Annotated in this window: 13 protein-coding genes; 9 read left to right on the top strand and 4 right to left on the bottom strand. The window is 38.2% G+C overall.

What is annotated here, in order from left to right:
• Nucleotides 1–178 precede the first annotated feature (178 nt).
• The 7 genes from CYP54_RS09510 to CYP54_RS09540 all read left to right on the top strand — a co-directional run bounded on the left by CYP54_RS09510 (nucleotide 179) and on the right by CYP54_RS09540 (nucleotide 6,366).
• Entirely contained in the window at nucleotides 179–784 is a 606-nt protein-coding gene (locus CYP54_RS09510) for a TonB-dependent receptor plug domain-containing protein (RefSeq protein ID WP_103605056.1), read from the top strand.
• 191 nt (nucleotides 785–975) lie between these two features.
• On the top strand, nucleotides 976–2,274 hold the full coding sequence (locus tag CYP54_RS09515; protein WP_258033735.1) for a TonB-dependent receptor: 1,299 nt from the start codon (nucleotides 976–978) through the stop codon (nucleotides 2,272–2,274).
• Nucleotides 2,275–2,306: 32 nt separating this feature from the next.
• Nucleotides 2,307–3,053 carry a DUF4198 domain-containing protein gene (locus CYP54_RS09520; protein ID WP_103605058.1) on the top strand — a complete coding sequence of 249 codons (747 nt, stop codon included), beginning with the start codon at nucleotides 2,307–2,309 and terminating at the stop codon, nucleotides 3,051–3,053.
• A 52-nt stretch (nucleotides 3,054–3,105) separates the two neighbouring features.
• Nucleotides 3,106–3,333 (top strand): FeoA family protein, encoded by a 228-nt coding sequence (locus tag CYP54_RS09525; protein WP_103605059.1) that lies wholly within the window; start codon nucleotides 3,106–3,108, stop codon nucleotides 3,331–3,333.
• Nucleotides 3,324–5,828 (top strand): ferrous iron transport protein B, encoded by a 2,505-nt coding sequence (gene feoB, locus CYP54_RS09530; protein WP_103605060.1) that lies wholly within the window; start codon nucleotides 3,324–3,326, stop codon nucleotides 5,826–5,828. Before CYP54_RS09525 ends, feoB begins: the two co-directional genes overlap by 10 nt.
• 25 nt (nucleotides 5,829–5,853) lie before the next feature.
• Complete coding sequence (locus CYP54_RS09535) at nucleotides 5,854–6,162, top strand: hypothetical protein (RefSeq protein WP_103605061.1); 309 nt, start codon at nucleotides 5,854–5,856, stop codon at nucleotides 6,160–6,162.
• Between the two features lie 63 nt (nucleotides 6,163–6,225).
• Nucleotides 6,226–6,366, top strand: a complete 141-nt coding sequence (locus CYP54_RS09540) for a FeoB-associated Cys-rich membrane protein (RefSeq protein WP_103559535.1) — start codon at nucleotides 6,226–6,228, stop codon at nucleotides 6,364–6,366.
• A 108-nt stretch (nucleotides 6,367–6,474) separates the two neighbouring features.
• On the opposite strand, the gene CYP54_RS09545 is transcribed toward CYP54_RS09540, so the two are convergent.
• Together CYP54_RS09545 and CYP54_RS09550 are read right to left on the bottom strand one after the other, a co-directional pair.
• Nucleotides 6,475–7,641, bottom strand: coding sequence for a Fic family protein (locus CYP54_RS09545; RefSeq protein WP_103605062.1), 1,167 nt, complete (start codon nucleotides 7,639–7,641; stop codon nucleotides 6,475–6,477).
• Between the two features lie 307 nt (nucleotides 7,642–7,948).
• On the bottom strand, nucleotides 7,949–8,455 hold the full coding sequence (locus tag CYP54_RS09550; protein ID WP_103605063.1) for an autotransporter domain-containing protein: 507 nt from the start codon (nucleotides 8,453–8,455) through the stop codon (nucleotides 7,949–7,951).
• Nucleotides 8,456–8,630: 175 nt separating this feature from the next.
• On the opposite strand from CYP54_RS09550, the gene CYP54_RS09555 reads away from it, so the two are divergent.
• Both CYP54_RS09555 and CYP54_RS09560 read left to right on the top strand, forming a co-directional pair.
• Nucleotides 8,631–9,893, top strand: a complete 1,263-nt coding sequence (locus CYP54_RS09555) for a Y-family DNA polymerase (protein ID WP_103605064.1) — start codon at nucleotides 8,631–8,633, stop codon at nucleotides 9,891–9,893.
• Nucleotides 9,883–10,191: a YolD-like family protein gene (locus CYP54_RS09560; RefSeq protein WP_103605065.1), complete on the top strand. Its 309-nt coding sequence runs from the start codon at nucleotides 9,883–9,885 to the stop codon at nucleotides 10,189–10,191. Before CYP54_RS09555 ends, CYP54_RS09560 begins: the two co-directional genes overlap by 11 nt.
• A gap of 31 nt (nucleotides 10,192–10,222) precedes the next feature.
• On the opposite strand, the gene CYP54_RS09565 is transcribed toward CYP54_RS09560, so the two are convergent.
• Nucleotides 10,223–12,664 (bottom strand): molybdopterin-dependent oxidoreductase, encoded by a 2,442-nt coding sequence (locus CYP54_RS09565; protein WP_103605066.1) that lies wholly within the window; start codon nucleotides 12,662–12,664, stop codon nucleotides 10,223–10,225.
• Between the two features lie 21 nt (nucleotides 12,665–12,685).
• Nucleotides 12,686–13,255, bottom strand: a complete 570-nt coding sequence (locus CYP54_RS09570; RefSeq protein WP_103605067.1) for a hypothetical protein — start codon at nucleotides 13,253–13,255, stop codon at nucleotides 12,686–12,688.
• Between the last annotated feature and the right edge of the window lie 181 nt (nucleotides 13,256–13,436).

The raw sequence follows: 13,436 nt of genomic DNA on the forward strand, positions 1-13,436 counted from the left end.
ATATAGTATTACGTATTTTTAATATAAATTTATTATATGATAAATAATCCCCTAATTTACGATAATTATACATTAGCCGAGTATTATTTTTATATAAATTTTTTATTATTATAGTATTGACAATGATTATCTAATTCCTTATAATTCTACAATTAATTTTTAAGTTTAGGGAGCAAATATGAAAAGAATTTCTCTATCTAGACTAACGGCTGCTTTATTGATTCTTACAAATTCAGCCGTAGCCGCAGAGGATATAGTGCTTGGTGAAGTTTCGGTTACCGCAAACAAAATCAGTGAGAATTTAAAGGACGTGCCTCAAAGTATCAGTGTAATTAGTGATGTTGATTTAGAGGAGCGAGGCGTAAAAAACGTAGAAGAGCTGGTAAAAACTATACCAAATATCAGCGGCGTAGGCGGAATGTATGAGGGTATCAGTACTAGAGGGCTAAATCCATCCATATACACTAGCTCAAACCCAGTCACTGTCTATGTAGGCGGTGTAGCACAGAGCAACAAAGATGCAGCCTACATTCCAGTAACCAACATTGACCATGTCGAAGTTTTACGAGGTCCTAGTAGTGCGATTTATGGTAAAGACTCTATCGGCGGTATCATTAATATCGTTCTAAAAGAGCCCGAAAATGAATGGAGAGGTAGTATCGGTACCGAATATGGATCGAACAAATACATGCTGGGCCTTTTTGAAACAAACGGTGCACTAATCGATGATAAGCTATTTTTGGGCTTAAATGGCTCACATCCAAAGAAGATGGCTGGATCATAAACGATCTAAACGGAGATAAAGCCAATGATAAGAAAAATTATAACTTTGGCTTAAATTTAAAGATTGTTCCAACTGATCGTCTTACCGTTAAAATTCGTGGCGACGTTTTTCACCGACAGGACGACTCACTTGACGAGCTTTTTATCCCAAAGAGTAGATTTTATGATATCTCAAAAAGCGAAGCTAAACATATAAATTTAGAAACTCCAGCTCGCGTAAAGCAGACTTCAACATCTGGTGCGATAGATCTAAAATATGAATTTGATAAATTTGATGTAACATCGGCTACGACTTTTCGTAGAGCTAAAAAAGATGGACTTTACGACGAGGACTTTGGTAGCAAGGCAACTTATCTACATCCCGACCACTACGGGCTAGTTACTTTTTTAAACTCTAAAAACGATACTTTATCGCAGGAGCTTAGATTTAGCAGCATAGATGAGCAAAGCTTTAAATGGGTCGGCGGATTATACTTTGAAAAGGAAAAGCAAGTTTTTGGCCCTATCGGAGATCAATATGGCTATCATGGTAACACGATAGTAGAGGACTGGCCGTCTGTAAATCGTGCGCAGACAATATCGACATTTGGTCAAGTTATCTATCCAGTTACCAGCAGATTTGACGTGACACTAGGCGGTAGGTTACAGCAGATCAAAAAGCACACCAAGGTTGATTATTTCTCTTATCCACTAGGACATACTCCTGGTACACCAGCGTTTTCAATGGATGAAAAAGAGACTTTTAGAACATTTTTGCCTAAATTTGCACTTGGATACGATCTTACTAACGAGCTAAATATCTACGCGATGTATTCAAAAGGTTACTTAGCAGGTGGCTTTAACTTTTATACAACTGGTGGTAGCAGAAAAGATAATAAATTTGACGCCCAAACAAGTGATGATTATGAGATCGGCTTAAAAGGCACATATGATAGTTTTAGATTTTCTACAGCGTTATTTTATATGGCTATTAAAGGTACTCATATATTCTATACCGACCCTAACAACTCTAACATATACTATATATCAAATGCCGATAAATCAACATCTATGGGCGTAGAATTTGAAGGCACTCTAAAAGCCAGCAAGGAGATTGATATAAATTTGGCCGCAAGCCTACTTAAAACTAAATATGGCAACTATATCAATAAAGACGGCTCAAATAATAAAGGCAATAGAATCGAGAAAAACCCAGAGTATAAAATTTCTCTTGGTGCTTCATATTATGCTCCGATGGGAATTTATGCCAGACTTGATGGAAACATGATAGGTAAGACATATTTTGATGAGCAAAATACGCTTGCTCAAAAGAGTTACTTTACAGCAGATGCAAAAGTTGGTTATCTAAAAGATAGCTTTGATGTATATCTTTATGTCAAAAATTTAACCGACAAAGAGTATTTTACGCATGCTAGAGCCAGAGCTAGCAACGCCCTTGTTACTTACGGCAAAGGCAGAACTTTTGGCATAGGCGTAAGATATAGTTTTTAAAATCTAATAAATTTTTATTAAAAGGATAAAAAATGAAAAAAAGTTTAGCTCTACTAGCTATTTTAGGTGCATTTAGCGTAGCAAGCGCGCATGATTTTTGGCTATTTGGACAAAACGGCGAAAAAGCTAGCGTAGATATAGGCTTTGGTCATGATTTCCCAAAATCAGAACCGATTGATGCTGAGCGCGTAAATAACTTTGAAGCGCCCGTGATCCTTGGTAAAGAGGGCAAAATCACGTTAAAACAAAGCGGAGAGAACTATCACTACGAGGGCGCGAAGCTAAAAGAGGGTACCTACGCGATTACCGGCGAATACAAGCCTACGTTTTGGACGGAAGATACCGATGGCAAATGGCACATGGGCGGCACTAAAGAGACGATAAAAAATGCTAAATTTTGTCGCCGTGCTACTATGAGCGCAAAAAGCGTCATAAACGTTGGAGCAGGAGATGACTTTATAACAAAATCAACTGGACAACGCCTAGAAATCGTACCTCTAGCAAATCCTGCAAAATTTAAAGTCGGCGAGCCGTTTAAAGTAAAGGTGTTGTTTGAAGGAAAACCTTTAAAAGTCGCTACCATTGACGGCACGTTTGATGGATTTTTGAAAGACAAAAGTGCGTTTCATGCAACAACTGATCTAAAAGGAGAAACCGAGGTTTTAGCACTTAGGCCTGGAAAATGGGTACTAAAAGTAGTACATAAATTCCCTTATGCAGACGCTAAAAAGTGTGACGAAGAGACGGCAATCGCCTCTTTTACGTTTGAAGTAAAATAAATTTCGATTTGGCCGCTTGAACGCTCGGGCGGTCAAATTTTAAGGATTTTAGATGAATCTTAGCGATGCAAAGATCGGAAATTTATACGAGATAAAGGGGCTAAAAGCAGACGGTAAATTGCTTTTAAAGCTACTTGATATGGGCTTTATAAACGGAGCCGTCGTCGAGGCGGTAAGACTCGCTCCGCTTCTTGATCCCATAGAGCTTAAAATTCAAGGCTGTCTTATTTCGCTTAGAAAAAGCGAGGCGGCGTTAGTGGAGGTCGAAGTTTGCAAATAAAAGTAGCTCTTGCAGGGCAGCCAAACTGCGGCAAATCCACCGTATTTAATATGATAAGCGGCATACGCCAGCATATCGCAAACTACCCGGGCGTTACCGTTGATAAAAAATCGGGATTTTTTAGCATCGCAGACGTGGACGTCGAGATGGTCGATCTGCCGGGTACTTATTCGTTTAGTTCGTATTCGCTTGAAGAAAAAGTTGCAAAAGAATTTATCGTAAACGAAAAGCCTGACGTTATTTTAAACATCATCGACGCTTCAAATTTAAAGCGAAATTTATACCTAACCTTTCAACTGCTTAAAATCGGTGTTCCCGTCGTCATCGTCTTAAATATGCTAGACGTAGCTAAAAGACGCGGCATAATCATAGACTCTGGCAAAATAGCTAAAATTTTAAAATGTCCCGTAATCTGCGCTAGCGCGTCAAAAGGCGAGGGCAAGGCTGAAATTTTAGACGTTTTAAGAAACGCTAAAAATCTAAAACAAAACTACGAAGAATTTAAGGTAAATTACGAAGAGTTGGAGCCTTTTGTTTTAGAGCTACAAAATAGCGTATCTTTAGATAAAGGCGTGAGTACGAGATGGCTTTGCGTAAAAGCCCTTGAAAACGACGCTACAGCCTTAAATTTGCTAAAAAACTCTAACGCCGAGATAGAAAATTTGACGGTGGAGCAAAGGGCTAAATTTAACGAAAAAACCAGCAAAAGTATTGAGGGATATTTGGCTGCACTTAGATACGAAAACGCTAGCATAGTCTTTAGCGAGTGTGTAAAAGAGACCAAGAAAAATCAAGCCACGCTAACAGACAAGATAGATAAAATAATCCTAAATCGCTGGCTTAGTTTTCCGATCCTTTTTGCCATTATTTTTGTGATTTACGAGAGTAGCATAGTTTTTGGTTATAAGCTCACGAACTACACTTGGCCTTTACTTGCCGCGATCAAAAATTTCGTCTCCGATATCGCGCCCGAGCCTAATATCGCTAAAGTGCCGCTCATAACTGACGCCGCCATATGGCTCGTAAATTCCGCCGTCGCGCTTTTAAACTACTTGCCGATATTTTTTATACTTTTTGCGATGATCGCGATTTTAGAGGATGTCGGATATATGCCAAGAATGGCGTTTATCCTAGATAAAATTTTTAAAAAATTCGGCCTACACGGGCAAAGCACCTTGCCGCTGGTGCTCGGCGGGGCATTTGTAGGAGGCTGTGCGGTGCCGGGCGTCATGTCTACTAAGGGTATCGCCGACGATAGAGCTAGGATGGCTACCATCCTCACCGTTCCTTTGATGAACTGCCTAGCTAAGGTGCCTTTTTATACGCTGCTTTTGGGCGCATTTTATACGACTACGACCGTGGTGGCGGACGGGAGCAAAAGCATAGATACTTCGCAAATGAGCGTGATGATGTTTTATATCTCGACCGTTACGATGCTATCGGCGCTTTTGATAGCTAAATTTTTAACTTCGACGATTTTAAAGACAAGAGAAACCGCGCCCTTCGTGATGGAGCTACCGCCTTATCACCTGCCGACGTTTAAGGGTGTCGTGATAAGAGCGTGCGAGCGTGTGTGGCTGTATATCAAAAAGGTTTGTACGATAGTCATCGCCGTAGCCGTGATACTCTTTGCGCTTTTACAGTTTCCGGGACTTTCAAGCGAAAAACAGGAACATTATGTAAGCGAGGAAGCCAAAGCTTTGGCAAATTTCGACATGGCCGCGAAAAAATCAAGCTACTATGCGAGCGTAGATAGCAGAGAAAAGGTCGCGCGGCTGCTAAATTTTTACGACGGATACAAAGCTAAAAAGATGGGCGGAGGCAAAGGCGTAGACGAAAAATATGAGGCCGAGAACCCAGAGTTTTACAAATTTATAATGCCAAAATCCGATCAAGATGCAAAAGCGATAAATTCAGCACTTAGAAAGCTATCGACGCAAAGAAAGACGATCCTAAGAGAGCAAAAAAACGACAAGATAGAAAGCTCGCTTCTTGGTATGGCTGGGCGCGCGCTTGAGCCCGTGTCTAAATTTGCAGGGTTTGACTGGAGGATAAACGTAGCGTTTTTAAGCTCGTTTGCCGCCAGGGAGTCTGCAGTGGCGACGCTTGGTAGTATATACGAAAGCGGTAAAGCCACCGAAGCAAGTAGCGGCGAAGAGATGAGGCCTGAAGAAGCAATGAGGCAAAGTAGCGGCTATACTCCGCTTCATGCGGCCTCAATCATCGTTTTCATGCTGCTTACGCCGCCTTGTATCGCTACGATGATCGTAGTAAAAATGCAGACGAACAGCTACGCGTGGATGGCGTTTGGGATATTTTTCCCTTTTACGCTGGCTCTTGTTGTAGCTTCGGCGTTTTTCACGCTGGCAAAGGCTTATGAGCTTAGTGGGCTGGCGGCGATGGGGACGTATTATTTTATACTTTTGTTTTTCGTGATCGTTTTAGGATTTATGCCGCAAAAACACCAAAACTGGAACGGCGGCGTCAAAAAGTAAATTTAACTTTATCAAAGGAGAAAAAATGAAGAAAATTTTATTTTCATCTGTTTTAGTGGCTCTTGTGAGCTTGCCTGCGTTTGCGCATACGGCACTTATGAGCTGCATAGATAACGGCGACGATACCGTTACTTGCGAGGCCGGATTTAGCGACGGCAGCAGCGCTAGCGGCGTAGAGTTTAAAGTGCTTCAAGATGGTAAAGTCGTTATCGAGGGCAAATTCGATAAAGACAGTATGTATACGTTTAAAAAACCGCAAGGTGAATACAAGGCTAGGATGTTCGCGGGCGAAGGCCACGAGGTCATCGTAGAGTCAAAAGATATTTCAAAATAAATTAGCAAACTCGCCGCGAAATGTTTAAATTTGACGCGGCGAAACGTCTTTAAAAGGAAAAATATGGCTTGGTACGAAGCGGCGATTTTAATCGTGATAGCGATTGGTGCGGGATATTTCGTGTATGCGAAAGAATTTAAACAAAAAGACTGCGGTTGCGGTAGCGGTAAAAACTGTCACTCTGGTGGAAAAAAGTATAAGTAATATTTTTTTAGGGATAATGCCTGATCTTAAACAATGCCTTTTTGGCTTTTTATTTAATCAAAAATTTATACTCTGATTAACACTGGCTGGGTAGGGCTTTAAAAGCCCTTAAATATTATTATTTAAAAAATCAGAGACAAAACCACTATCTTTTAATACATGCATAATGCTACGCAAAAGATAATTATTTACAAAATAGATAGTGTAAATTCTTCCACCATCAGTTATGGATCTAACCATTTTTTTATCTTTCAGTTTTGTCATAATGTTTGATTTTTCTTTTGATTTTCGTATACCAAATTTATCAAGTTCTTCGGCTTTCATACACATATCATCTTTTTTAACAATATACGTCAATATATCAAATTCTTGTTTTGTTATATGTTCTCTATCTAGTGCTATTTTGAGCATTGGTAGAAGTATAATTTTTTGTACATATTCTTTTTTTAAAAGGTGGTCTATTTTTTCAATCTCATTTTTTAATCCTATTAAAAAATATTCGCACCAAGCTAACAAATCTCTAGGCTCTAAAGTATCAGCGCACGACAACATATCGTAATACTGATCTCTATTTGCGTAAAAAACAGAAGATGGATTTATAAGTCTACCTTGCTTAACTTTAAATCCGAGCTTAATTAAAAAAGCATAATTTAAAAGTCTTCCCATTCTGCCATTTCCATTGTCAAACGGATGAATAAACTCAAACCTATGATGTGCAATAGCAACCATTAAAAGCTGGTACTGCTCCTTATGTTTTTCGTTGATAAATTCTATAAACTTATTAAAATAATCTGGCAATATAAAGTGCTTTGGTGGGATATGTCCTGATTTTTTTATACTTACGTCATGTCGCCTTAATTCTCCAGGATAGTTAGATCCTTCACCTTTTGGTGGCGGTGTTAAGCCTTTTGTAATAATTTTATGGATTTCTGAAATATAGGCACGATCAAATATGGTTTCTTCATCTGTGTTATCTTCTATAAAAGCTATGGCATTTTCTAAGCTTTTTATCTCATCATCACTTTCATCTGTAAAATTTTTATCTATAATCTTCTCAACATATTCAGATAATGTTGTATTATTTCCTTCGATTCTAGCTGATCCTAAAGTTTCTAAAATTTGAAAAATATTTTTAAGCTGAAAAAATATATATGGAGGTACATCACCACCAAGCCTTTTGGTCCTTAGCTTTTCCAAATCTAAAATAACATTAGTCAAATTACTTCCAAAAGATGGCTCTGGTATTATTATATTACTACTTACTTCTTCTTTCATTTTTTAATACTTCCTTTTTAGTATAATGAAAGTACGATTATAACGTATTCTTTTATAAAAAATATAATTGTATTACTTCTGGTTATACTTATATACTACTTCCAAATAAATATATAAATTTACAATCCATAAAATAAGTAAATTTAGTGGCTTAAAAGCCACTAAATTTTTAGAATCTATAAGCAAACTGAAGTTTTGCGCTGCTTTGATCTTTTTTGCCAAAAGATTGTGTTATGCCAAAATTTATGAGTGTTGCATAAGTTGGTATATATCTTATACCGACCTCAACTTCTGAGCTTGTGCCTTTTTAAGTTAGGCTTATTTCCTCGTCTTCTTGGATTACTGCTATTTTTGAGTAAAATTTAGCTCTACTTGATGTAACGCTGCTAAATTTTAATGTGCTTTGTCCGATATCTGCCTCATCGCTACTAACATAAGAGAGTGCGTAGTTTAGCCCACTATCAAGTATAAAGCTATCAAATTTTATCTTTTTGCCGACACCAAAGCTAGCATTGTAGTATGGCATTGAGATTTTATAATCTATGCCTTTTGCATCAACCTTAATCTGGCTCCTACCAGCTTTTGCCATGAGATCGATATAAAAATCACGTGGCAAATTTAGTCTTGAAAAAATACCAAGTCCATAGTTTCTAACTCTACCATCTATTTTAGCATCTTCATCGCTGTTATCAAATGTTGGTATAGCAAAAGCCCCCAAGCATAGACTCGCCATTTTTATTTTTACTTTGCTAGAATTTACACCACTTCTATCTGTTAAACCAATATAAACACCTGATTGTCTACTTTTTTTCAATAGAAGGGCCAGTTAGTTATATTAACTTCTTTATGCATTTCATTTACCCTAACTCCACTAGTAAAATTTATTCATTTTACTTATTTTGTTTCTAAAAAATTTTTATTAGAAATTTTAGCTTTAAGATCGATTTTTCAAAAACGAACTTTTACTAATTTTCATCTATAATCACTCCATGAAAAACGAAGCACAAAAATTTTATGCCGTCATTGATCTAAAGTCATTTTACGCCTCAGTTGAGTGCGTAGAGCGAGGACTTGATCCGTTTAAAGCCGATCTAGTCGTGGCTGACGATAGTCGTGGCAATGGAAGTGTTTGCCTAGCCGTTAGCCCGGCTCTTAGAGCCAAAGGTGTGAAAAATAGATGCAGACTTTTTGAGATACCAAAGGTTATAAAATTTATCATCGCACCGCCTAGAATGCAGTTTTACATCGACTATGCGGCTAAAATTTATGAGATATACCTAAAATATGTCTCAAAAGATGATATCTATGTCTATTCTATCGATGAGGCCTTTATTGATCTTACTTCTTATGTTAAATTTTATAATACCGATGCAAAATCCATAGCCAAAAAGATAATGGATGAAATTTTAAAAACTACTGGCGTGACGGCCACCTGTGGCATGGGCACAAATTTATACCTTGCAAAAATCGCCCTTGATATCCTAGCTAAGCACAGTGATGATGGGATTGCATTTTTAGACGAGCAGCTTTATAAAGAACGTCTTTGGACGCATCAACCGCTAGACGACTTTTGGCGTATCGGTAAGCAAACTAGGCTAAAGCTGGAAAAACATGGAATTTTTTGTATGAAAGATATAGCAAATGCTCCGCGAAGCTTGCTTGAGAATTTTTTTGGAGTTGATGCCTATATAACGATAGACCACGCAAATGGCATAGAGCCAACGACAATAGCTGACATAAAAGCATATAAACCAAGCACAAAATCCTACTTTAGCTCTGAAATTTTACCAAGAGACTACGAACGTTGTGAGGCGGTAGTCGTACTAAAAGAAATGGCTGATAGACTAGCACTTAGGATGATCAACAAAGAAGTAATGGCGAGTGGAATAACGATAAATATAAAATTTGCCGACAAACTCGAGCCACTACAACGTGCAAGCGTTCGGTTTAAGACACCAACAAATGTTTCAAGCATGCTGATGAGTTCAGCCGAAGAGTTGCTCTTAAATAAGATAAAAAATGTTGGGCTAATTAGGCAAATTAGCATCAGTGCAAACGACGTAGTAAAAGAGAACCTAGCCCACTCTACTCTTTTTGAGGATGATACTAAAGAAAAGGCAGTTTTAAAATCCCTAAATCTCATAAAAGAAAAATTTGGTAAAAACTCGGTTTTAAGAGCGATCGATCTACTACCAGAAGCCACTGGGCAAGATCGAAATAAAAAGATCGGAGGGCACAAAAGTGGCGAATAAAGATAGAGCGAAAATTTTTAGCTCGTTTAATCCTCTCTCAACCTTAGAGCGAGCCTTACGACAAAAAGAGCGAGAAAAATGCGAAAAACTAGATCTTGATGAAAGTAAAGTCGATGAAATTTTAAAAAAGATAAGCAAGCTAAGACCAGCTGATGAAGTATATGTGAGCTATCATGACGGCTATACCTATGCAAGTGCTAGCGGACTAATATCTGACGTAAATTTCAAAAATAAAACTCTTATGGTTGTAAAAACTAGGATCAAATTTGAAGATATAAATGACCTAAAAATAATTTAGCCCCCAAGCGAGGGCTAAATTTATATAAATTCTACAAAGATTGTAAAATTTTTGGTTTAGAAAAAGCAGTTATTGGTTTGATCTCGCCTTTATATTTTTCAAGATCCGCTAGTATCGTATGTCCGCAGTTGCTTTGAGCGATGCTAGATGTGCCTTTGTCGCGTGTTAGGACATTGATGCAGCCATGCTTACAAAGGCTCTTTTCGCCTAGCACTTCAGGATCATACCATGCGCCCTCGCAGATGGCGATGACGTGTTCTGGGATAATGTCAGTAACAAGCGCTCCTACTAAAATTTCACCCCTATCGTTAAAGACTCTCACTACATCACCAGTTGCGATGCCTTTTTTCTTAGCGTCGTTTGTGTTTATTAACATCGGCTCTCTAGCACAAACTTCAGCGTAGTTTCTAATTATTGAGTTATTTAGCTGAGAGTGCAAGCGGTATCTTGAGTGTGGGGTTGTGATGCTAAATGGATATTTTTTAGCTTTTTCACTACCAAGCCACTCAAACGGCTCTATCCAAGCAAAGTGTGGAGCAAAGTCTTTGTAGCCAAATTTAGCAATAGTTGGAGAGTAAATTTCTATCTTGCCTGATGGCGTGCCAAGGCGATTTTTGTGTGGATTTTCTCTAAATGCACTAAGTCTTGTGTAGTATTTTGTCTCTTCATTGTCTTTGTCAAATTTGACATAGCCCTCTTTCCAAAACTCATCAAAGCTTGGCATTTTAAGATCTAGTGCTTTGGCTTGTTCCACCGCATCTGCGTAAAATTCTTTCGCCCATCCAAGCTCATCTTTACCTTCGGTAAAGACCTCTTCTCTGCCCCAGCGTTTGCAAATTTGTGAGCAGATCCAATAGTCACTTCTGCTTTCTCCCATTGGCTCAACTACTGGTTTGTATGCCACGATGTATTCGCTTGATGGGACACTTTGGTTGATGTCGTTTCTCTCTACCTCAAGTGCCACTGGTAAGACGATGTCGCTTAGTTTAGCTGTGCTTGTCCAAAATGGCTCAGCTGTGATAACAGTATCAAATTTACGCCATGCTTTAACTGTATTGTTTACATCCTGGTGTCTTGTAAACATCGAACCAGAAGCCATATAAGCTACTCTCATATGTGGAAGTTTGATCCTAGAGCCATCATAATCTATCTCTTTGCCAGGATTTTGCAAGGCTTCGATTGATCTTGAAGATGGGATGGTTACGTTTTTAAATTTCTTCCACGGAGCACCATCTACATTTTCATATTTCTCACTTATCCTAGTACTGATACCTTTTAGGGCAGGTGCTATCTTGTCAGTGCTGCCGTTTCCGTAGTAGAGGTTAAACTCAAATCCAAGGCCCTCTTTGCCAATGTGGCCAAGCATCGCACTAAGAGTTACGATACCCCAAAAGCTCATTTCGCCATGGTCTTGTCTTTGAAGTGATCTACCAGCGACAATAGTGCTTGGCTCTTTTGCAAGTGCAGTAGCAAATTTTGCTATATCTTCAGCTTTTACACCACAAATTTTACTAGCCCAGTTTACATCTTTTACCACTTTGTCGGTTGCACCAAGCAAGTAGTCTTTAAATTTATTAAAACCAACTGTGTATTTTTTTATAAATTCCTCGTCATAAAGATTGTTTTCATAAAGATAGTGGCACATACCAAGCATCATTGCTACGTCAGTATTTGGACGAACGATGATAGTTTCAGAGTCAAGGTATCTTGTGGTGTCGTTTTTAAAGACGCAAACGCTATAAGTTTTTATGCCAGCATCTTTTATCTTTTTAATGCCAAGATAACCATCATGTGTTGGTGGCTGCCATGAAATTTGACCAGTTACAAGTGGATCAGTACCCCAAAATACGATGTTCTTAGCATTTTTAACCATAGCTTCCCATTTTGTAGGAGCGTCATAAACCGCACTATTTCCAAGAACGTGAGGCATGATAACAAGACCAGCACCTGTTGAGTAGTCGCCGCTCTCTTCAACATATCCACCCAAAACCTTAAGCATCCTGTGACCAACAGTCCTACCCCAGCTGATCTTACCACTACCGCCCCACCAGTAGCACTCGCCGTAAATACTTTCTGGACCATATTTGTCAAAATTTTCTTTTAAGGCTTTTGCAGCAAGATCAAGTGCTGTATCCCAGCTAACACGTACAAATTCTTCCTTGCCGCGGAGCTCGCTTTTTGCTACGCCTTTTGCCTTTAAGTAGCTTTTTCTTACGTACGGATAGAGTACGCGACTTTCATTTTGGATGAGATCTGGCAAGCTATTATTCATTGTATTTGGAAATTTATCGCCCTCAAATGGATCAACGGAGACGATTTGATTTGAGTTGGTATTTGCCCAAAATAGCCCAAATCTATTTGCGCCAAAGGTTTTGTTTTGGTCAAAAATGGTTTTTGTCACACCTTCGATCCTATTTGCTTGTGCCGCAGTAGCTGCAAGTGCAGAAAATTTTATAAAATCTCGTCTTTTCATATTTTCTCCCTTATGAAAAATTTATTTTACTTTTTTGGCATTGTGTTGTAAGTATTTGAGCACTAAATTTAGGTCAGTTTCATCTAGCGCCACAAATTTTGCATCGACCATTCCAGCTAAATTTGCTGGCCACTGAGCCGCTGTAAAGCTATTTGGCTCGTGAAGTCTATGACACGCAGAGCAGGTCTCTTCGTAAATTTGTTGTGCTTTTACGTAAAGCTTTTTTGTATCGCCACCAAGTGCGTCATTTGGCACTTCGTAAACGCCCTCTGCTTGGTACCATACTTCACCATACTCATCTTCAATATCTTTTACTTTCTTAAAATTTGCCTCACTTTCATCATTAAAAGCGATAAAAACTTCCGGATCTTCTATACTTCTTTGAAGCTGGGCTAAATAGTTCGTTGAAACCACACCATTAACCTTTATCTTGCTCGTCTTTTCACCTTTTTCTATAACCTCAACTGGCGTTAAAACTTCGATCTTTCCAATATTTTTACCATCTAACGTTATATTGGCATCTTTTGCGATGACATCGGCACTAAAAGCAAGACTACATGCTAAGATAGGGGCTAAAAATAGCATTTTCATGTTGCAATCCTTAAAAATAAAATTTAAAAAAATTTTATAACCTAATAACTTAAAATTATATTGTTATGTTTAGCTTTATTTAAGAAAATTAATATTTACTTTTATTTAAAATAAGATTTAGTAGAAAATTTATCAATGAGTTTTATTGATCGTCTTAATGATTAAAAATATAAGCAAACAC

Source organism: Campylobacter concisus (assembly GCF_002914005.1).
Taxonomy (GTDB): domain Bacteria; phylum Campylobacterota; class Campylobacteria; order Campylobacterales; family Campylobacteraceae; genus Campylobacter_A; species Campylobacter_A concisus_N.

Coding starts and splice junctions, on each gene's coding strand:
- CYP54_RS09510 (WP_103605056.1), top strand. CDS start 179: ATGAAAAGAATTTCTCTATCTAGACTAACGGCTGCTTTATTGATTCTT.
- CYP54_RS09520 (WP_103605058.1), top strand. CDS start 2,307: ATGAAAAAAAGTTTAGCTCTACTAGCTATTTTAGGTGCATTTAGCGTA.
- CYP54_RS09525 (WP_103605059.1), top strand. CDS start 3,106: ATGAATCTTAGCGATGCAAAGATCGGAAATTTATACGAGATAAAGGGG.
- CYP54_RS09535 (WP_103605061.1), top strand. CDS start 5,854: ATGAAGAAAATTTTATTTTCATCTGTTTTAGTGGCTCTTGTGAGCTTG.
- CYP54_RS09540 (WP_103559535.1), top strand. CDS start 6,226: ATGGCTTGGTACGAAGCGGCGATTTTAATCGTGATAGCGATTGGTGCG.
- CYP54_RS09545 (WP_103605062.1), bottom strand. CDS start 7,641: ATGAAAGAAGAAGTAAGTAGTAATATAATAATACCAGAGCCATCTTTT.
- CYP54_RS09555 (WP_103605064.1), top strand. CDS start 8,631: ATGAAAAACGAAGCACAAAAATTTTATGCCGTCATTGATCTAAAGTCA.
- CYP54_RS09565 (WP_103605066.1), bottom strand. CDS start 12,664: ATGAAAAGACGAGATTTTATAAAATTTTCTGCACTTGCAGCTACTGCG.
- CYP54_RS09570 (WP_103605067.1), bottom strand. CDS start 13,255: ATGAAAATGCTATTTTTAGCCCCTATCTTAGCATGTAGTCTTGCTTTT.